At 60.6% G+C, this 16,954-nt stretch carries 23 protein-coding genes and 1 pseudogene; 8 read left to right on the top strand and 16 right to left on the bottom strand.

Going from position 1 to position 16,954, the window contains the following annotated elements:
- Window positions 1-49 precede the first annotated feature (49 nt).
- Window positions 50-361, bottom strand: a complete 312-nt coding sequence (locus tag FHX15_RS10610) for a hypothetical protein (RefSeq protein ID WP_184396544.1) — start codon at window positions 359-361, stop codon at window positions 50-52.
- A gap of 252 nt (window positions 362-613) precedes the next feature.
- Between FHX15_RS10610 and FHX15_RS10605 the strand changes: the two genes are divergently transcribed.
- The 4 genes from FHX15_RS10605 to FHX15_RS10590 all read left to right on the top strand — a co-directional run bounded on the left by FHX15_RS10605 (window position 614) and on the right by FHX15_RS10590 (window position 4,308).
- Window positions 614-2,167: an acetolactate synthase large subunit gene (locus tag FHX15_RS10605; protein ID WP_184396542.1), complete on the top strand. Its 1,554-nt coding sequence runs from the start codon at window positions 614-616 to the stop codon at window positions 2,165-2,167.
- Between the two features lie 77 nt (window positions 2,168-2,244).
- Window positions 2,245-3,141, top strand: a complete 897-nt coding sequence (locus FHX15_RS10600; protein WP_184396540.1) for a helix-turn-helix transcriptional regulator — start codon at window positions 2,245-2,247, stop codon at window positions 3,139-3,141.
- Window positions 3,142-3,203: 62 nt separating this feature from the next.
- Window positions 3,204-4,082: an NAD(P)H-binding protein gene (locus FHX15_RS10595; RefSeq protein WP_184396538.1), complete on the top strand. Its 879-nt coding sequence runs from the start codon at window positions 3,204-3,206 to the stop codon at window positions 4,080-4,082.
- Window positions 4,083-4,158: 76 nt separating this feature from the next.
- Complete coding sequence (locus FHX15_RS10590; protein ID WP_184396536.1) at window positions 4,159-4,308, top strand: hypothetical protein; 150 nt, start codon at window positions 4,159-4,161, stop codon at window positions 4,306-4,308.
- A gap of 59 nt (window positions 4,309-4,367) precedes the next feature.
- On the opposite strand, the gene FHX15_RS10585 is transcribed toward FHX15_RS10590, so the two are convergent.
- Window positions 4,368-4,664: a hypothetical protein gene (locus FHX15_RS10585; protein ID WP_184396533.1), complete on the bottom strand. Its 297-nt coding sequence runs from the start codon at window positions 4,662-4,664 to the stop codon at window positions 4,368-4,370.
- 124 nt (window positions 4,665-4,788) lie between these two features.
- Window positions 4,789-5,679 (bottom strand): LysR substrate-binding domain-containing protein, encoded by an 891-nt coding sequence (locus tag FHX15_RS10580; RefSeq protein ID WP_184396528.1) that lies wholly within the window; start codon window positions 5,677-5,679, stop codon window positions 4,789-4,791.
- Window positions 5,680-5,849: 170 nt separating this feature from the next.
- On the opposite strand from FHX15_RS10580, the gene FHX15_RS10575 reads away from it, so the two are divergent.
- On the top strand, window positions 5,850-6,011 hold the full coding sequence (locus tag FHX15_RS10575; protein ID WP_184396524.1) for a DUF1127 domain-containing protein: 162 nt from the start codon (window positions 5,850-5,852) through the stop codon (window positions 6,009-6,011).
- Between the two features lie 14 nt (window positions 6,012-6,025).
- Here the strand turns inward: FHX15_RS10575 and FHX15_RS10570 are convergent, their stop codons facing one another.
- From FHX15_RS10570 to FHX15_RS10530, 9 genes are all read right to left on the bottom strand, one after another.
- Window positions 6,026-6,562 carry a 2'-5' RNA ligase family protein gene (locus tag FHX15_RS10570; protein WP_184396520.1) on the bottom strand — a complete coding sequence of 179 codons (537 nt, stop codon included), beginning with the start codon at window positions 6,560-6,562 and terminating at the stop codon, window positions 6,026-6,028.
- Window positions 6,563-6,657: 95 nt separating this feature from the next.
- Entirely contained in the window at window positions 6,658-7,071 is a 414-nt protein-coding gene (locus FHX15_RS10565) for a GFA family protein (RefSeq protein ID WP_184396517.1), read from the bottom strand.
- Window positions 7,072-7,088: 17 nt separating this feature from the next.
- The gene (locus FHX15_RS10560) at window positions 7,089-7,586 is read right to left on the bottom strand and encodes an SRPBCC domain-containing protein (protein ID WP_184396514.1); all 498 of its coding nucleotides are present in this window, start codon (window positions 7,584-7,586) and stop codon (window positions 7,089-7,091) included.
- Window positions 7,583-7,912 (bottom strand): ArsR/SmtB family transcription factor, encoded by a 330-nt coding sequence (locus tag FHX15_RS10555; protein WP_184396510.1) that lies wholly within the window; start codon window positions 7,910-7,912, stop codon window positions 7,583-7,585. The genes FHX15_RS10560 and FHX15_RS10555 overlap by 4 nt, the downstream gene beginning before the upstream one ends.
- 88 nt (window positions 7,913-8,000) lie before the next feature.
- A complete protein-coding gene (locus tag FHX15_RS10550) occupies window positions 8,001-8,381 on the bottom strand; it encodes a potassium channel family protein (RefSeq protein WP_246778921.1) in 381 nt (126 codons plus the stop codon).
- 69 nt (window positions 8,382-8,450) lie between these two features.
- Window positions 8,451-9,596: a calcium/proton exchanger gene (gene cax, locus FHX15_RS10545; protein WP_184396507.1), complete on the bottom strand. Its 1,146-nt coding sequence runs from the start codon at window positions 9,594-9,596 to the stop codon at window positions 8,451-8,453.
- A gap of 207 nt (window positions 9,597-9,803) precedes the next feature.
- Window positions 9,804-10,193 (bottom strand): GFA family protein, encoded by a 390-nt coding sequence (locus tag FHX15_RS10540; RefSeq protein WP_184396503.1) that lies wholly within the window; start codon window positions 10,191-10,193, stop codon window positions 9,804-9,806.
- Window positions 10,194-10,368: 175 nt separating this feature from the next.
- Window positions 10,369-10,980, bottom strand: coding sequence for a pyridoxamine 5'-phosphate oxidase family protein (locus tag FHX15_RS10535; RefSeq protein ID WP_184396501.1), 612 nt, complete (start codon window positions 10,978-10,980; stop codon window positions 10,369-10,371).
- A gap of 48 nt (window positions 10,981-11,028) precedes the next feature.
- Window positions 11,029-11,979 carry an alpha/beta hydrolase gene (locus tag FHX15_RS10530; RefSeq protein ID WP_184396498.1) on the bottom strand — a complete coding sequence of 317 codons (951 nt, stop codon included), beginning with the start codon at window positions 11,977-11,979 and terminating at the stop codon, window positions 11,029-11,031.
- 45 nt (window positions 11,980-12,024) lie between these two features.
- On the opposite strand from FHX15_RS10530, the gene FHX15_RS10525 reads away from it, so the two are divergent.
- Complete coding sequence (locus FHX15_RS10525; RefSeq protein ID WP_184396495.1) at window positions 12,025-12,492, top strand: MarR family winged helix-turn-helix transcriptional regulator; 468 nt, start codon at window positions 12,025-12,027, stop codon at window positions 12,490-12,492.
- Here FHX15_RS10525 and FHX15_RS10520 read toward each other — a convergent pair whose 3' ends face one another.
- Both FHX15_RS10520 and FHX15_RS10515 read right to left on the bottom strand, forming a co-directional pair.
- Window positions 12,493-13,680: a low temperature requirement protein A gene (locus FHX15_RS10520; RefSeq protein ID WP_184396492.1), complete on the bottom strand. Its 1,188-nt coding sequence runs from the start codon at window positions 13,678-13,680 to the stop codon at window positions 12,493-12,495.
- Window positions 13,681-13,713: 33 nt separating this feature from the next.
- Window positions 13,714-14,088 (bottom strand): gamma-butyrobetaine hydroxylase-like domain-containing protein, encoded by a 375-nt coding sequence (locus FHX15_RS10515; protein ID WP_184396489.1) that lies wholly within the window; start codon window positions 14,086-14,088, stop codon window positions 13,714-13,716.
- Between the two features lie 136 nt (window positions 14,089-14,224).
- Between FHX15_RS10515 and moaA the strand changes: the two genes are divergently transcribed.
- Both moaA and FHX15_RS10505 read left to right on the top strand, forming a co-directional pair.
- On the top strand, window positions 14,225-15,283 hold the full coding sequence (gene moaA / locus FHX15_RS10510) for a GTP 3',8-cyclase MoaA (protein ID WP_184396486.1): 1,059 nt from the start codon (window positions 14,225-14,227) through the stop codon (window positions 15,281-15,283).
- A 118-nt stretch (window positions 15,284-15,401) separates the two neighbouring features.
- Window positions 15,402-15,911 (top strand): annotated as a pseudogene (locus FHX15_RS10505) (GNAT family N-acetyltransferase); the annotation flags it as partial.
- 46 nt (window positions 15,912-15,957) lie between these two features.
- On the opposite strand, the gene FHX15_RS10500 reads toward FHX15_RS10505, so the two are convergent.
- Both FHX15_RS10500 and FHX15_RS10495 read right to left on the bottom strand, forming a co-directional pair.
- The gene (locus FHX15_RS10500; protein ID WP_184396480.1) at window positions 15,958-16,587 is read right to left on the bottom strand and encodes a GNAT family N-acetyltransferase; all 630 of its coding nucleotides are present in this window, start codon (window positions 16,585-16,587) and stop codon (window positions 15,958-15,960) included.
- A 155-nt stretch (window positions 16,588-16,742) separates the two neighbouring features.
- Window positions 16,743-16,949, bottom strand: a complete 207-nt coding sequence (locus FHX15_RS10495) for a CsbD family protein (protein ID WP_184396477.1) — start codon at window positions 16,947-16,949, stop codon at window positions 16,743-16,745.
- Between the last annotated feature and the right edge of the window lie 5 nt (window positions 16,950-16,954).

Raw genomic sequence — 16,954 nt, 5'->3', positions numbered from 1 at the left:
ATCTGAGCAGTCAGCCATTGCGGCAGACGTCGCTGCCGGACACGAAGCGTCACCGCCCGAGCCATCGATATTCCTCGATCGACGCCTTTCCGGTTTTCTTGTCGTAGAGGCAGATCAGGTTGACGTTCTTGACCTTGTTCTTGCCCTTGCCCATCGAGCCGCGCAACAGCACCGCGACCTTGCCCGTCGCATCGTCGAAGACAACAGGAGCGGTCGCCTCCGGAGTATCCAGGCCTGATTGGCCGATGCAGGTGCCGTTCACCTTGGCGAAGAGCGTGCTCCACGCGGCATCGCTGGAGGCGCCGGCATAGTGAGCCGAAAGCAGCATCGCCGCGGCCGTGATCGTCGTTTTCTTGATCATTCTCAAACCCTTGTTGAACGGAAGAATAGCTGATTGCGTAGACCTTTTGGTGATAGGCGAGCTCGGCCAAAAGAAGGCGGCGGTTGGTCATCGTGCTCGCTCTTGCAGAACCTTGCTTGCCGCGCGGGGCTCGCTATCTCCCAACAATTAAGGGAGGGCCTCGAAACTAAGAGATCGAGTTCCCAACCGCTGCTATCATATTGTGCTTATAGTGTCCTCGTGAGAGGTTATGACATACGGGAGGTAACTGTGATGAACGGTGCAGACAGCCTGTGTGATACGCTCCTGGCAAACGATGTGAGCGTATGTTTTGCCAATCCCGGTACGTCGGAAATGCATTTCGTGGCGGCGCTCGACCGCAAGCCCGAAATGCGCTGCGTTCTCGGTCTTTCCGAGGGTGTGGTGACGGGAGCGGCTGATGGATATGCGCGCATGACCGATCACCCGGCGGCGACATTGCTGCACACTGGGCCGGGCCTCGCCAACGGCCTTGCCAATCTTCACAACGCACGGCGCGCCAGGGTACCCGTCATCAACATCGTCGGCGATCATGCCTCCTATCATCTTCCCCTCGACGCGCCGCTGACCTCCGATATCGACAGCCTGGCGGGGACGATGTCCAACTGGGTGCACCGCATTCGCGGTCCGGAAGATATCGCCGGCGGCACAGAGGCCGCCTATCGTGCCTCGTTGTCACCGCCCGGTGTGGCAACGCTCATCCTGCCGGCGGACGCAGCATGGGGCGATGTCGAATTGGCTCGACCGATCAAGCTGTCCCGGCCGCTCCCTCATGCCGTGAACATGGACGCCGTGCGCGAGGTTGCCGCCGCCATCAGAGATCTGCCCGGCGAGGCTGGAATTCTGGTCAGCGGTGCGGCTGCCCGCGCCAAGGGCCTGGAGATCGCGGGCGCAATTGCGGCCGCCAGGGATGTACGCCTCTTCTGCGAGATGCAGTTGCCGAGGGTCGAGCGCGGCCGCGGCCGGGTTGCGCTGACCCGCATCCCCTACCCGATCGACGCTGCCCTTGCTCTGCTGGCCGATATCGACGTTCTGGTATTGGTTGGCGCCCCCGAGCCTGTCGCCTTCTTTGCCTATCCGGGCAAGCCGGGGCGGCTGGTGCGGAAAGGCTGCAAAGTTCTGACCCTTGCGAGACATGGCGATGATCTGCAGGGCGCACTGGAAGCACTGAGGGACGAACTCGGTGTCCGGCAGTCACCGCCTCCGGCGCGATCCGGGGGGCTGTCAGACGATATCGTTCCGTTCGGGCACCTGACCGAAGATGCGATCGCCGTGATGGTGGCGGCAAGGCTTCCCGACAATGCCATCGTCTGCGACGAGGGTGTCACTTCCGCCCGTCGCCTTTTCGAACTTTCGACCGATGCGGCGCCACACGACTACTTGATGAATACAGGCGGCTCGATCGGCTGCGGCATACCGCTTGCGACGGGTGCAGCGATCGCCTGTCCTGACCGCAAGGTTATCAATCTGCAGGCGGATGGCAGCGCCATGTATACGGTCCAGGGCCTGTGGACGCAGGCGCGTGAAAATCTCGACGTGATCACGGTCATTTTCGCCAACCGCGCCTATGCCGTGCTTCATGCCGAGATGCGCAATGTGGGCGTCAGCGGCATCGGCGAGAACGCCCGGCGGATGATGGATCTCAATCACCCCGCCCTCGATTGGGTGTCGATCGCCAAGGGCATGGGCATCGATGCCGCAGGCGCGCACAGCTGCGAGCAATTTGCCGATCTCTTCGAAAGCGCGCTCAGGCGGCGCGGACCGTTTCTTATCGAAGCGATCATCTGAGCTTTCACACAAACCCGGTTGGCAAGCCGGTCTTTGAGACGTAGCATCCGGTCTCAAGCCGCAAACCGGGGCCGATCATGACCGCTTCAACCCTGCAGACGTCGCCGCAGATCCTGTTGACCAGTGCCGGGCGTGCATGGAGCGGGCTCATGGCCGAGTTCGTGCATATTCCGCGCGGCCTTTCGCATGTACCGGGCGGTGACATGCATCGTCTGGGCATCCACTTCGGCCCGCCCGTCAATGCCGATTGCCGCTGCGGCGGACGGCGCATGCGCCGCGTCCAGAAGCCGGGTGATATCGACGTTATCCCTGCCGGTCTCGACGGATCCTGGGAGGATGACGCCGATTGCCGCATCCTGCGCGTCAGTCTCGATCCTTCGCGGCTGGAGCAGGTCGCGGAAGATCTCGGGCGGGATGCCGGCCAGATCGAGCTGCAGCCGAAATTCCAGCTGCGCGATGCCGGCATCGAGGCGATCTGCCGGGCGATCAAGGCGGATCTGGAAGCCAAAATCCCGTCCGATCCGCTTTATGTCGACCTTCTCGCCAATGCGCTCGCCATCCGGCTGATCGAGACCTCTAGCGACGGCGCGCGCGGGCCTGAGATTGACGGCGAACCGAAGCTTTCGGCCCGGCAATTGCGGATGCTGACGGAATACATCGAGACCCATCTGGACCGGAAGCTGCATCTGGCAGACCTTGCGGTCGTCGCCGGCGTCAGCGTCACCCGATTGAAGAACCTGTTTCGCAACAGCACCGGCGTGCCCGTGCACCAATATGTTATCCGCCGCCGTGTCGAATATGCCCGTGCCCTGATGACCACGACGGATATGGCCGCAAGCGAGATCGCACTTGCGGCAGGCTTTGCCCATCAGAGCCATATGGCGGCGACTATGCGCCGGCTCATCGGCCAAACGCCAGGCGAGATCCTGCGCGAAGTCGGCGAATTCCGTCCGAAACTGCAAAGACCGGCCTGAATTTGTGCGACGCCTTTGGTGCGTCCTTTTAGTCCTTGCGCATCATCAGCAAGGAGAAACAGATGATTGCAATCCTGGGGGCCGCTGGAAAGATCGGCTATTCGACCGCTAAGGCGCTGCGCGAGGCAGGCGTGCCGGTGCGGGCTATCCTGCGCGATCCGGCAAAGGCTGACCGCCTGACCGGCATCGGCTGCGATGTCGCGCTTGCCGATCTGCAGGACGCCAAGGCGCTCGCCGGAGCGATGTCGGGTGCCGACAGCGTCCAGGTCATTCTGCCGGCCGACCCGCGGGCCGAAGACATAAAGGCCGACATGCGCCGCTCGATCGAAAGCATTGCAGATGCATTGGAAGAAGCGCGGCCTGGCCTCGTGCTTGCCATTTCTGATTACGGCGCCCATCTCGGCGAGGGCTTCGCCATACCGAGCATGTTCCACATGTTCGAACAACGCCTTCGTCAACTGGATATGCGCCGGATATTCCTGCGGTCGGCGGAGCATATGGAAGGCTGGGGCCGCGCCGTGCCGGCGGCGATCGCAACCGGCATCCTGCCGAGCTTTCACGACCCGGTCGAAAAGCAGATCCCCAACGTCTCGGCGCAGGATGTCGGCCGGATTGCCGCAGATCTTCTGCTTCGGCCCGAGATCGAAACGCGCGAGCAGATCGTTCACGCGGAAGGCCCGCGCCGCTATAGCGCGAGCGACGTGGCCGCGGCACTGAGTCAGCTGCTGGGGCGCACGATCACCGCCAAGCCCCTGCCCCGCTCGCAATGGCGCGAAAGCCTGGGCCGGGTGGTGAGCGCCAGCGCCGCCGATCTTCTGACCGAGCTTTATGAGGTTCACAGCCGGGGCGGCCTTATCGACGTTGAGCCGAACGCAGGCGATGTCCGCTACGGCACGACAGAGTTGATCGACGCGCTTCGGCCTGTTGTCTCCGTAGGGTGACGTTAAGAGAGATCGTCCCGCAAAGCCGGAACCAGATGGGGCTGAGGGGATTTACTCCTCAGCATAGGAGGTTCAGATGATCCGCAAACTGAAGTCAGGCGAATATCGTCTCTATTCCCGCAAACCCGATGCAAAGACGCATAGACGCAAGAACCTTGGCACCTTCAAGACCCGGGAAGCAGCCGAGAAGCATGAGCGTGAGGTGCAGTATTTCAAGCATCACTAGTGAATCTCGGCAAAGTGTCGAGCGAATGCCCAGCCGGCTGCCAGGAGGTCGGCTGCGCCTCAGCGGCCGATCACGCCCTTCGGATCGTTCCGATAAGGGTCGCTGCGGTTGGGATCGCTGTAATAGGTCCGGTAACCGCCGCTCGAATAGGTCTCGCGATAAGTGCCATTAAGTTGCTGATGCGTCTGCGAGTAGAGATCTCCGTTTCGATACGTATTGTAGCCGCCGCCGAGATTCTGCTCTCTGATATAGGTATTGTCCGAACTGTCAGTAGAGCACGGAGCCGCAACCAGTTCGCAGGAAGCGGACGCGTTCCCGGCAGTCAATAACAAGATCCCAAACAAAACCAGCTTCATACAAACTCCTGAAAAATCGGCGCCGCGCACGGGCAATGTAACTGAACGGCGAAAAAGAACAAACGGAAAACATCTCGGCTCTGCACACCTCATCGCCGCCTCTTCTTGCTGAAGCAGCTCGGCCCTATTCCCTCACAAAGGCGCTCCGCAGCCAATCGAGGAAATGGCTTGCGGCCGGTGACAGCGCCCTGCCCGGCTGGATGACCGCCACGAAGCCGCCTTCATAGGTCAGGAATTCCGACCGCTCCACGAGCTTTCCGCTTTTCAGCTCATTCAGCGCAAAGCGCCGCTCCACCAACGCCACGCCGAGGCCGGTCACGGCAGCGCTGACGCAAAGATACATATGCGGGAAATAAAGTTCCGACTGCACCGAAACCCTGTGCCCGGTCGCAGCCTGCCAGTTTGTCCATTGTTCGCTCATATTGTCGGGCGAAATGCGTGTCGGAAAGCTGAAGTCGTCGCCCTCTTTGTGAAAGGGATAGTCCGGTGCTGAAACCAGCCCAAACGAGACGGAGGCGAGTGGGATATGCTCCCGCCTCATCTGCGGCCGCGACAGGCGATCCCAACTCAGCATGATGTCCGCCCCGTCCCTCGCCCGGTTCGTGCCGCCATCACGCGCGCTCGAAGACATAGATAGCTGCACGCGACAGTTCGGATAAAGGCTGTAGAATTCCGCCAGACGCGGCACGAGCCAGACCATGGCGAAGGTGGCGCTGCAGGAAAGGTGCACGCTCGCTTCGTTGCGGCTCGACTTCAGCTCCTGGTAGCGCTCTTCCAATAGATCGAAGGCGCGCGACACGGTGGCAAAGAAGGCCGCTCCATCCTCGTTCAACCGAAGCCCGGTCCCCGATTTCTCGAACACCGGAAGCCCAAGCTGCTCCTGCAGCAGCTGCAGCTGCTTCGAGACGGCCCCATGCGTGCGGCCCAATTCATCGGCCGCGCGTGTCACCGACCCGAGACGTGCGGTGGCCTCAAAGGCTCGCAGATAAGAGAGCGGCGGTAGATTGCGGGCCATAGCTTCCACGTATGTGAGTTTTTCTAACTGATAGTGTCAAGATAATGCGCTTTTCCATCATCTAATACCGACGTAAAACCACTTATAGATCAGCAAAACAAGTGGAGTGACCGCTTCGGATCTCCAATAACTATAGGTGAGTTTTGCCAACAGAGAAAGGAAATTTGATCATGCACGTGACAGATACGCTCCGCCTGTGGCGCGAACGCTGGAGCGAACGCCGCCTTTTCGCGCGCGAACTGGATATGCTGCCCGACGAGACGCTCAAGGATTTCGGCATGACCCGAGAAACCGCCTATGAGCAGAGCCACCGCCCCTTCTGGCGCGCGTAATCGCTTAAGAGAAATCAGGCCGGCAATTGCCGATGCCATAAGAGCTCGACCGGATGGAAGGCAACCAGTGAGATTCGGTGCAGGCTTGCGCTCATCGGCTGCCAGAGGCCCATCGCCCCGCTGATTGCCGCTCCTGCCTCCTCGAGGGTCAATTGCTCCCCGAGCGTCACATGCGGCACCCAGTTTCCTGGCAGGTAATAGGACCAACACGCTGCCCCGGCCGAGTCAATAGCCGTATGGAAATCCCGATGCAGGGCAAGCAACTCGGCGGAGACGACGGGCGCTGCGAAGAGGACAGGTGCCGATCCGGGAAAGAGACCAAGACTGGAAAGCCTGACGACAGGCGAGCGCATGCCGTCGCTGAACTGGTCCAGCGCTTTGATAAGCGGCTCGGGGTCGAGCCCGTCGTAAACGGCAAGCGATATATGCGGCTCGATATTCAGCCGACGCGGGGTCCTGGCACTGGGCGAAATACGCTCGACATGCTCGACGATCGGCTGGAGCTCCGCGGCGCTGTATGAATCCAGCTCCATATGGACGGCAAAAGGCAAGACGTCACCTGCATGTTGGAAGCAGCATCGGTGACGCCATTATGGGTTCAATCGGAGTCGTAGCAAGCGGGTTGCCGCCGGCATCTTCGCATTCCCTACGCTGGTGGCATCTTCTCGAATTTCGGCACGGCCGGATCGAGATTATCCCAGGCGTATCCGGCCGCGGTCCAGGAGACCAGCTGCGGCTGGTAGCGGCTCGGGTCGTCGAGGCTTGCCGGTGTGACGATGAAGACTTCTGGCATATCGGGGAACGTCATGTAGACGGCTGAGCCGCATATCGGGCAGAAGCCGCGTTCTTTGACGGTTCCGCCGTCCCCAATCGCCTGCCATGTGGATGCCTCTCCCTCCACCTTAACTTCGGCCGCGACAAATGTCAGATGCGATTGATGCCCGGTGCCGCTGGAACGCTGGCATTGCCGGCACTGGCAATCGACCATGACGGCCGGTTCGCCTGATATCTCGTAGCGGACCGCACCACAGGCGCAACCGCCGGTGTAGGACTTGCTCATGTCTTTCTCCTGTTTTTTCAATGCAGCGTTTGCGAAGAGGCCTGCTCGGAGACGACGGCGTCGAGCCGCTCGACCACTTTCTTCCAGCCCTCGCTCATGTTGCGATAGGCGGTATCGTTCTTAGGAAGCACGAAGCCGGAATGGACGAGACGCAGGCGCGTGCCTTCCTCGGTCCCGGCAAGGGTGAAGGTGACGACTGTTTCCAGTTTAGAGCCATAGCCGTCATCGTTGCTCTCATGGCCGCCCTTCCACGCGTAGGACAACCGCTCGTTCGGCACGACCTCGAGCACCTCGCAATGGATGGTGCCGTCCCATTCGCCCGCCGGCCTGGTCTGGAAGGTAAAACGGTTGCCGGGAACGGGTGCGAAGCCGGTTGGCTCCATCAGCCAGCGGCCGATCAACTCACCGCTGGTCAGCGCTTTCCATATGACCTCGGGCACATGGGGGAAGACTTCGTCGACCACGATGGCCTGTGTGGCGGAGGCGTGCCTCTCGGGCTGAATGACTTGGTTCATGGGTCGATTTCCTTCAACAACTTTCTGAGATCGGTGAAGCGTTCGCGCCAGAAGGTGCCGTAATGGTTCATCCAGTCGGCCAGCGGTTCAAGACCACCAGGCTCGGCGCGGTAATAGACCTTGCGGCCCTCGGGGCGCTCGCTGACGAGGCCGGCCTGTTTCAGCGATTTGAGATGCTGGGAGATGGCGCCCTGCGTGACATTGCTGCCGCGCGTCAGCTCGACCACGGTGATCTCCTGGGAATTGACGATGCGCTCGAACACGGCCCTCCGCGTAGGATCGGCAAGGGCGCGCATGACAGCGGTGATGGTTTCGGCTTCGATCATGACAAATCAAATAGCGCACACTAATCAATTAGTCAATGCTATTGAATTTAATCGCATCGAAAACGGGTGATGCAACCGGCACTTCGCCCTACGATCTGGTATCGGTGAGATCATCCTGCTCGGCTCGGGCGCGGCCCGCCGCATCGAGCGCCTGCACACTGACGGCGGCAACGAGGCCTGTCAGCACGATGCCGCAAAGGCCGATCGGCACGATCAGGATGCGTGCTATCGTATCCTTCGGCGCAAGGTCGCCATAGCCGATCGTCAGGCCGGTGACGAAGGTGAAATACACGCTTTCACCGATGCCCCAACCCTCGATCCAGCCGATAATGCTGCCTGCCCCGAGCATGACGATCAGCACGCCGGAAAAAATCGGCCAGAGGATGCGGATCTGGTTGAAAAGTGCTGCGAAAAACAGACGCCTCATCCGTGTGCTCGATTGAAATGTCGTGCCGATTTTAGTCGTCATGTCCCTGCTTTTCCCTTCCTGCAATCCATAAGGCACGCGTCCGTGGTTGCCATTCGGCGGGGCGAACGATCAGGATGGGCTTGCCGGCGGCAGGACGAACAAGGTGAAAGCGAAAATCCCGTAAAGCGCGAGAGCCATGACCCCTGCATACCAGGCGCCGCGTCCGCCATTGGACAAGAGGGTAGCGGCAAGCGTGGCAACAATCATCATCGTCACCGCGCCACGCCAGAACTGCAGCGTCATGGGTTCCGGGCCGATGAAATAGCTGACGAGCACCAGCACGGGCGCGACGAAGAGCGCGATCTGCGCTGCACTGCCGAGCGCAATGCCGACGCTGAGATCGAGCCGATTGGCACGCGCCGCCGAAAAGGCCGTCGTCATTTCTGCAGCCGCACCCACCAGCGCCACGACGATGAAGCCGACGAAGGCCGGCGTCATGCCGAGATGTTCGGCGGCAACCTGCACCGATCCGACGAAGATTTCGCTGACCAGCGCCACCAGTAGCGTTACGACGACGAGCAGGACGAGAGCCAGCGTCATCGGCCACGGTTTCTCCTCTTCACCGCCATGGCTGACGCTAGCAAAAAGCTCCTTGTGCGTGCGCAATGAAAAGAACATGCCGAGCGCGTAGACGACGATGAGCAGGATCGAAAGCCCGAGGCTCAGCGTCTGCGACACCTCGGGTGCCGGCGGCTGGTCCACTTCGCTGATCAGCGACGGGACAAGAACCGCAATCGTTGCTAGGAACAGCATGCAGGCCTGGAAGCGCGCATTGACCCTGTTGAATTCCTGAATGTGATGCTTGAGCCCGCCGAGCAGGAAAGAACCGCCCAGCATGAACAGCGTATTGGTGACGATCGCGCCCGCAATCGACGCCTTGACCAGTAGATATTGCCCCGCCTGCAGCGCCGCCAGCGAAATGACAAGTTCGGTCAGGTTTCCGAGCGTCGCATTGAGCAGCCCGCCGACCGCGTCTCCGGTCTTCGCGGCAACCGCCTCGGTTGCCCGGCTGAGAAGTGCGGCAAGAGGTATGATCGCCACGACGGACATCAGGAACAACAGCGTGTGCGCGTCGGGCGTGAGCCGCTCCAGCACGATGACGACAGGCACGAAAACGATCAGCGCGAGAATCGGCGATTGACGGATTTCGTCTACAATGGCCTTTCCCACTGATGATGAAGGCGGAATCGAAGACCCTTCTGCAAGCTTGCCCATGCCTCATCCCCCACAAGACGAGCAATCAATGCCTGATTCTACCACTGTCTCCGGTTGTTGTCGCGGAATTCCCATACCGGCTCATCGGCTGCCACACAGATACCTGACCGGGCGGAAGACGCGATCCAACTCGCCTTGCGGCGGGTGGCCGGCGCCGCATGGGCGATCAGCCCGCCACATGGGCTTGAAGCCCCATATCAACCGCCCTTACTGCGCGTTTTCGTTTTCGTCGTAGAGCCGGACGTTCGGAATCGGCGGCATCCAGGGTTCACGTCTGACAGTCCAGACCTCGACCATCGGCCGGATATCGTTGGGCGCCTCGTCCAGCGTTCCAAGGAACACTTCCACGCCGTCGTCGAACGTGAAGAACAGCCGCGATCCGCAGATCGGGCAGAAGGATCGCTTGTCATAGGTACTGATCTCGCCGTCCATCTTGAAGTTCGAGCGGCGCCAGTTCGCCGTTGCCGAGAAAATTGAACCAGTCAGCTTCCGGCAATTGGTGCAGTGGCAGAGACCGGATTGATAGGGTTCGCCTTCGACTTCATATCTGACCGCGCCACAGGCACAGCCACCTGTTCTGACAGAATCCACCGCCATTGCTTCCTCCGAACATGCCTCAACCGCAGGATAGCCGATATCGCGCCGAAAGCAGCCCGCCTATCCAGGCAATCGCGCCGCTGCCAGCAAGGTTGATGTGGACCTTGATGGCGCCTCAAGGGAGGGTATTCGCGCCTGCCCTCGCCGCCGCATCACCGCCCGGTGATCTCCTCCCTCACCACATGGTCTTGGCGGCGCGCGCCGGCCATTCGCGGTCGTAGGTCTCGTGATCGAAATCGCCGACCGCGTCCTTCAGCATCTGGCCGGGCGTGGGCAGGCTGGCCGGGTCGACGAAATGATCGCTGTTCCACAGTTCGGCGCGCATCACGGCGCGGGCGCACTGGAAATAGACCTCGACAATGCTGATGACGATGACGGTACGCGGATGTTTGCCGTCCATCTCGAAACTCGCCAGCAGTGTCTCGTCGTTGGAGACGACACCACGGCCGTTGATGCGCATGACGGTGTTGGAGCCGGGAATGAGGAACATCAGCGACAGGCGTGGATCGCGCACGATGTTGGAGAGCGAATCCACACGGTTATTGCCGCGCCAGTCGGGCAGATGCAGCGTCTCATCGTCGATGATGCGCACCACACCGCCGACATCGCCGCGTGGCGAACAGTCGAGTCCTTCCGGGCCGACAGTGGCGAGCGCCACGAACGGCGAAGCCTCGATCATCCCGCGATAGAGCGGCGTCAACCTCTTCGTCACCTTGTCGACTGAAGCCTGCGACAGCCCTCCGCCATAGATTTCGTTGAGCTCTTCGATCGTGCTGATGATCTTCATCGATATCCCGTCCGGTTGACGGCCGCCTGACCTGCGACCGGGCGGACGCTACACCGATGCGCGGCGTGCCGGAAGCTCAAAAATCGGAATGATCTCAGCATCTTTTTTGATATCTTCTTCGGCAAGGAAGGCCGCGATTTCGCTGAGAACAGGACCTGCCGACATGATGCGGCGATGGCCGAAGCCGTTCGCCCAGGAAAGCCGTACGTGACTGCCCGAGGCCGCATAACGGCGCGCATGGGCGGCGCTCACTTCCTTGTCGTCCTCAGCGTGAATGATCAGCAGCGGCTTGCCGATACTGGCCGACTTCCTGCCCACATCGAAATCCTCAAGTCTCCGTCCGGTGATACGCTGAACGACATCCTCGAGGGCAGCTTGCGCGGCCGGCTTCAGCCGCAGCATCCGGCCGAAATCGGTAAACAGCCATTGCATTTCGCTCGGCGAGCCGATCAGCACCATACGCTCCGCCGAGACCGGCTTCACATCGGGCAATATGGACAGAGACGACACCATCAGCGCCGCGCCACCGAAGGAATGGCCGATGACGGCATCGAAGCGGCCGAAACGCGCCTCGGCTGCGGCGATTGCTTTGACTGCCAGCGCCATATGCAGGAAGCGTCCGCCGGATCGCCCATGACCCGGAAAATCAAGCGCGATCACTTCCGCGCCCGTTGCCGCCAGCATCTTGACGAGATCGGCCATATAGGCCATGCCGGAACCCCAGCCATGGGTGACGAGGTAGCGCTTTCGCCGGCCGAGCGCGCCGCCATTCAAGCGGTAGGCATGGGCGCGCCTGCCATCGACGGCCAGCATGAAACGTTCCGCATCGGCAAGCTTGGCGACACCCGCCGCATGCGCTGCCTTCGCCTTCTCGCCTTTCGGTCTCGCAGAGGGCGTGCGGCAGAACAGCCGGAACGCGGCCTCGCCCGCCAGACGCGGGGAAACGGATTGCATGAGCGAAAATCCGAGGCGCGTGACCTCCAGCGCAAAGTTTGCCATGATGGGATTCCGATAATGTTCAACACTGAACAATAAAGTACAACTATGAACAAAAATCAATCCCTCCCCTGGGATCATCCGCGTTTTCGCAGCTGGATCGCGGTGGCTCGCGCCTGCCAGCTCATGCAACAATCCCTGACGCGCTCGCTATCGGATCTCGATATCAAGCCGCCGCATCTCGACATTCTCGTCAATCTCTACCGGTTCGAAGGCATTTCGCAGCAGGAGCTGGCAAGAAAGCTCCTGGTCGGCCGCTCCAACATGAGCATGCTGCTGCCACAGATGGAAAAGCGCGGCCTGATCATCCGCCGCGACGATGAACGCGACAAGCGCGTGCTGCGCCTGCACCTTACGCCGGAGGGCCGCAAGCTGACCGAGGAGGCCATGGCCATCCAGACGGCCCTCATCGAGCGCACCTTGTCGGCCGAGCCGATCGAACAATGTATGGCGACCGCCGATTCGATGGAGCGCATCATCGGCGTGCTGCTGCAGGATTTGAGGGACGAGGATTAGCTAGTGAAGCACCGGTCCGGCCGGCACACGCGTCAGCGATTTATACTCCCACGCCGCAACGATGATCAGCACCAGCGCCGCCAGGATGCCCATCACATAAACCTGCATGAAGGGTGCCAGGAAGGCGCAGAGGATCAGGATCACGATGCCGGCGAGATGCGAGAGTGGCATTCGCCCGCTGGTCGCCCCTTTGAACCAGAGATTGCCGATCAGGAAGAGGCCTGATCCGCCGAGCACGGAGGTGGCGATGGCGAGATTGCCGGTCTCATGCGGATGTTCGAACATGAATTCCACCGCAACCGCATGCACGATAATACCGGCAAGGACAGGAATGTGCGCATAAGTAAAGGCCTGGCGCGCGAGGCTTCCGGGCGCATCCTCATGCTCGATGCGATGCGCCGCCCGTTCATGGCCGAAGCGAAAATAGAGCCACCACATGGTGACCGTGCCGACGAAACCGATCAGGAAGACCACGCCGGTCATGATCGAGAATTCCATTTCGGAGAAGGTGCGGCCGGACACCAGGATCGCTTCGCCGAGGCAGATGATGATGAAGAGCGCGCAGCGCTCCGCCATATGCGCACCGGAAACGTCCCATTCCTCCGTCTTCGACTTGCCCAGGCCCGGTACGGCAAAGGCGAGCGCCGGCCCTGAATATTCGATCAGAAGCGCGATCACCCAGCAGATTAGCCGCGCCTCGTGCTCCAGCAGACCGCCCGCGATCCAAAAGACGCCGGCAACGGCAAGGTAGGCCGTGATGCGCACGAAGTTGATAGTGGCAGAACGGCTGGAGGCGCGCATCGCATAAGTGGTGAAGGCCGAGCGGCCGACCTGCATCAGCACATAGGCCGAGGCGAAAAGCAGGCCCTTGTCGCCGAAGGCTTCGGGAATGGAGGCTGAGAGAACGAGGCCGAGCAGCATCAGCACGATCAGCATCGAGCGCACCGGCATGCGCTCCGGATCGAGCCAGTTCGTCACCCAGGCGGTAAAAATCCACACCCACCAGACGGCAAACATCATCAGCGCGGCTTCGACGGCACCGAGCGGCGTGTAATGCGCAAACAGCGCATGGGAGAGCTGGGAGACGGAAAAGACGAAAACGAGGTCGAAGAAGAGTTCCAGGAATGTGACCCTACTGCCGGTATGCCCGTGGGCGCGCAGCCAGCTCTTTTTATGCGTTTGCGTCATCTGCCCCCGTTTGCCCCCTCGTGCCTGTTGATATCAGCGCGGCTTTTCCGCGACGTCCCGGCTCATTCCCTTGGCTGCAAGCTCTTCCTCGTAGGCGGAAAAGAGCTCGAAGCCGCGCTCGCCGAGTTCGCGCAGATAAGTCCAGGTGTAGATCCCCGTATCGTGCATATCGTCGAAGCCGATGCGTACGGCATAATTGCCTGTGGGTATGACGGAGACGATGGCGACGTTGCGTTTGCCCGGCACCGTGACCTTCTGCCCCGGCCCGTGCCCCTGCACCTCGGCAGATGGCGATAATACGCGCAGGAGCTCGGCCGAGAGATCGAAGCTCTGCCCGTCGTTGAAACTTACCACCAGCCTCTGGCGGTCTTTCGAGACCCGGATTTCGGTCGGCCAGATATCGCTCATCTTTATGTCCTCTTCTTCTGCGAGGAGTAGGCGCTGATCTTTTTCGGCGCAAGCGCAAATTCGCTTGCCGCCGAAGCCTGTTTCCCTTGACGACACAATAGCATATGCCCATGTTGGAACGAGTGCGGAGATAGAAGTGAACAGCATAGTCGGAACGATAGGCAATGCCGCGCCGCTTGTTGCGGACGCCGCCCCGATGGTCGATCCGTTCGGGCGGGCGGTTACCTATCTGCGCGTCTCCGTCACCGACCGCTGCGATTTCCGCTGCACCTATTGCATGGCGGAAAACATGACCTTCCTGCCGAAGAAGGATCTGCTCACGCTGGAAGAGCTGGATCGGCTCTGTTCTGCCTTCATCGCCAAGGGCGTGCGTAAGATCAGACTGACCGGCGGAGAGCCGCTGGTGCGCAAGAACATCATGCACCTGGTGCGCCAGCTCGGACGCCACCTCGGCAGCAATACCGGTTCTGGCCTTGAAGAACTGACGCTCACCACCAACGGCTCGCAGCTTGCCCGTCATGCCGAGGAACTCTACGATTGCGGTGTACGCCGCATCAACGTTTCGCTCGACACGCTCGATCCGGACAAATTCCGCAAGGTCACCCGCTGGGGCGATTTCGGAAAAGTGATGGAAGGGATCGATGCGGCCCAAAAGGCTGGTTTGAAGATCAAGCTCAATGCCGTGGCGCTTAAGGATTTCAACGAAACGGAAATGCCCGACATGCTGCGTTTCGCGCATGGCCGCGGCATGGATCTGACCGTCATCGAAACCATGCCGATGGGCGAGATCGAAGAGGACCGCACAGACCAATACTTGCCGCTCTCGGAACTGCGCGCCGATCTGGAACGGCAGTTCACGTTCACCGATATCGATTACCAGACCGGCGGCCCTGCCCGCTACGTGACCGTTGCCGAGACCGGCGGCCGCCTCGGCTTCATCACGCCCCTCACCCATAATTTCTGCGAGAGCTGCAACCGCGTGCGCCTCACCTGCACCGGCACGCTCTACATGTGCCTCGGCCAGAACGACGCCGCCGACTTGCGAGCAGCGCTCCGCGCGACCGAAGACGACGGGCTGCTCCATGCTGCGATTGACGAGGCGATCACCCGCAAACCCAAAGGCCACGATTTCATCATCGACCGCACGCACAAACGGCCGGCCGTTGCCAGACACATGAGCGTTACGGGTGGGTGAGGCCCGGTGCTGCGGAGCGGCAGCAAATCGATCCGGCAAGGTCCGGTGCCGCGCAGCGCCAGCAGTGTCTGTCAAATTTCTGCATATCTTTGATCGTGCTTCACGGATCGGGACAGGTGTGATCAGCAACAACGATATCCCGACGAAGCAGGCGCGCCGCACCGATCGGCTGCTGCTGCGCCCGCCGACGATCGCGGATCTTCCTTTTCTGACGGAGTTGTTCGCAAGGCCTGAACTGGTCGCCCACCGGCCCGTGCCTCAGCCGGACAGTCCCGAAGAAAGCGCTGCACGACTGGCGAAGGACATGGCGCACTGGAAAGAGCACGGCTTCGGCCGCTTTGCAGTACTCGCCAAGGGTGAGCTGATCGGTTTTGGCGGAGTGACCGTGTCGAACGAATTCGATGGTCTGAACCTCTCCTATCACCTCGATCCGCGAAGCTGGGGATACGGTTACGCAACCGAACTCGTTTCCGGCATACTGAGCTTTGCCGTTGGAGAATTGGGTGCCCGCCGGATTATCGGGCTGGTACGTCCGGCCAATCCCGCATCTCGCCGCGTTCTCGAGAAATGCGGCTTCGGCTTTGAGCGCGAGGTCATGCTCCACGGTGCACCGACGACCTCTACAGCCTCATATCCTGAGGCTTCGGAACAGACCCTCAAAGCCTGGCATTGCCTTACTCGAGGATTGGCACATGCGGCGCTGCTGAGCGCGGCAAAACTCCGGTCAACCGAGGATCGTCCGTGACCTCGATCATGAAGGCATAGGGCTTGAAACCGGACCGTTGATAGAATGGCAGTGCATTCGGATGGTCGAAATGGCAGGTGTGGACCCAGAGCCGCTCGATCGGACGCGCCCAGGCGATGGATAAAGCATGGTTCATGAGGTAGCGCCCTGCCCCGGTCCCAATGGCGTCCTTGCCAACGCCGAAAAAGACCAGTTCACATTGGCCGGCCTGTCGAAAATCGAGCTCCAGCATTCCGACTTGCCGACCGCCTGAGAACAGCACGTATACCTCCACCAGGGGGTCGCAGATGATGGCCTTCAGCGCTTCATCGGTCATGACCAGCCGAGAAACCCACAACCAGTCTTCGCCGATCGCCCGGAAGAGCTGACGGTATGTCTGCGGATCAGGCGCCGGCATCCTCTCCAGGGAAAGTCCTGCGCTGCTCTCGGCCTCCCTCAGTTGCGGCTTCGCGGTCATTTCCAGGCAGGTGACCGCGTTTGCAAGTTTGCCCCTGGGAACCGGGGAATATCCCATGGGGAGCTCCGGGTTTGACTTCTCTGGTTTTTCCGCAGTGATCATGGCTCTTAAATCCTGTGTTCTGTTCCAAGTATCTAATGGAGAACAGGATTCGGCTGTAGCCTCAACTCGCTTTGCTGCGGCTAAAACCGGCACGAAAAAGCCCCACGTAAGCGGGGCAGAGTGTTTCTGAATAAAGTACTGATGTCTGATTTTTATCAGTGCCAGGTCTGGCTGTCGTACCAGGTATCGACATCTCTGCGGATGCGATCCTTTTCGTAACCGTAACGCTCCTGCAGCTTGCCTTCGAGCTGCTCGCGGCGTCCGTTGATCTGGTCGAGGTCGTCGTCAGTGAGCCTGCCCCACTGTTCCTTAACCTTACCCTTCACCTGCTTCCAATTGCCTTCAACACGGTTCCAATCCATCACAG

The organism is Rhizobium sp. BK650 (genome assembly GCF_014195325.1).
Taxonomy (GTDB): domain Bacteria; phylum Pseudomonadota; class Alphaproteobacteria; order Rhizobiales; family Rhizobiaceae; genus Rhizobium.
Note: the sequence above shows the minus strand (reverse complement) of the source record. Positions and strands in the feature narration are given on the sequence as shown.

Excerpts from the sequence above, each read along its gene's own strand:
- FHX15_RS10610 (WP_184396544.1), bottom strand. The coding sequence starts at position 361 with ATGATCAAGAAAACGACGATCACGGCCGCGGCGATGCTGCTTTCGGCT.
- FHX15_RS10605 (WP_184396542.1), top strand. The coding sequence starts at position 614 with ATGAACGGTGCAGACAGCCTGTGTGATACGCTCCTGGCAAACGATGTG.
- FHX15_RS10600 (WP_184396540.1), top strand. The coding sequence starts at position 2,245 with ATGACCGCTTCAACCCTGCAGACGTCGCCGCAGATCCTGTTGACCAGT.
- FHX15_RS10595 (WP_184396538.1), top strand. The coding sequence starts at position 3,204 with ATGATTGCAATCCTGGGGGCCGCTGGAAAGATCGGCTATTCGACCGCT.
- FHX15_RS10590 (WP_184396536.1), top strand. The coding sequence starts at position 4,159 with ATGATCCGCAAACTGAAGTCAGGCGAATATCGTCTCTATTCCCGCAAA.
- FHX15_RS10585 (WP_184396533.1), bottom strand. The coding sequence starts at position 4,664 with ATGAAGCTGGTTTTGTTTGGGATCTTGTTATTGACTGCCGGGAACGCG.
- FHX15_RS10580 (WP_184396528.1), bottom strand. The coding sequence starts at position 5,679 with ATGGCCCGCAATCTACCGCCGCTCTCTTATCTGCGAGCCTTTGAGGCC.
- FHX15_RS10575 (WP_184396524.1), top strand. The coding sequence starts at position 5,850 with ATGCACGTGACAGATACGCTCCGCCTGTGGCGCGAACGCTGGAGCGAA.
- FHX15_RS10565 (WP_184396517.1), bottom strand. The coding sequence starts at position 7,071 with ATGAGCAAGTCCTACACCGGCGGTTGCGCCTGTGGTGCGGTCCGCTAC.
- FHX15_RS10560 (WP_184396514.1), bottom strand. The coding sequence starts at position 7,586 with ATGAACCAAGTCATTCAGCCCGAGAGGCACGCCTCCGCCACACAGGCC.
- FHX15_RS10555 (WP_184396510.1), bottom strand. The coding sequence starts at position 7,912 with ATGATCGAAGCCGAAACCATCACCGCTGTCATGCGCGCCCTTGCCGAT.
- FHX15_RS10550 (WP_246778921.1), bottom strand. The coding sequence starts at position 8,381 with ATGACGACTAAAATCGGCACGACATTTCAATCGAGCACACGGATGAGG.
- cax (WP_184396507.1), bottom strand. The coding sequence starts at position 9,596 with ATGGGCAAGCTTGCAGAAGGGTCTTCGATTCCGCCTTCATCATCAGTG.
- FHX15_RS10540 (WP_184396503.1), bottom strand. The coding sequence starts at position 10,193 with ATGGCGGTGGATTCTGTCAGAACAGGTGGCTGTGCCTGTGGCGCGGTC.
- FHX15_RS10535 (WP_184396501.1), bottom strand. The coding sequence starts at position 10,980 with ATGAAGATCATCAGCACGATCGAAGAGCTCAACGAAATCTATGGCGGA.
- FHX15_RS10530 (WP_184396498.1), bottom strand. The coding sequence starts at position 11,979 with ATGGCAAACTTTGCGCTGGAGGTCACGCGCCTCGGATTTTCGCTCATG.
- FHX15_RS10525 (WP_184396495.1), top strand. The coding sequence starts at position 12,025 with ATGAACAAAAATCAATCCCTCCCCTGGGATCATCCGCGTTTTCGCAGC.
- FHX15_RS10520 (WP_184396492.1), bottom strand. The coding sequence starts at position 13,680 with ATGACGCAAACGCATAAAAAGAGCTGGCTGCGCGCCCACGGGCATACC.
- FHX15_RS10515 (WP_184396489.1), bottom strand. The coding sequence starts at position 14,088 with ATGAGCGATATCTGGCCGACCGAAATCCGGGTCTCGAAAGACCGCCAG.
- FHX15_RS10500 (WP_184396480.1), bottom strand. The coding sequence starts at position 16,587 with ATGATCACTGCGGAAAAACCAGAGAAGTCAAACCCGGAGCTCCCCATG.
- FHX15_RS10495 (WP_184396477.1), bottom strand. The coding sequence starts at position 16,949 with ATGGATTGGAACCGTGTTGAAGGCAATTGGAAGCAGGTGAAGGGTAAG.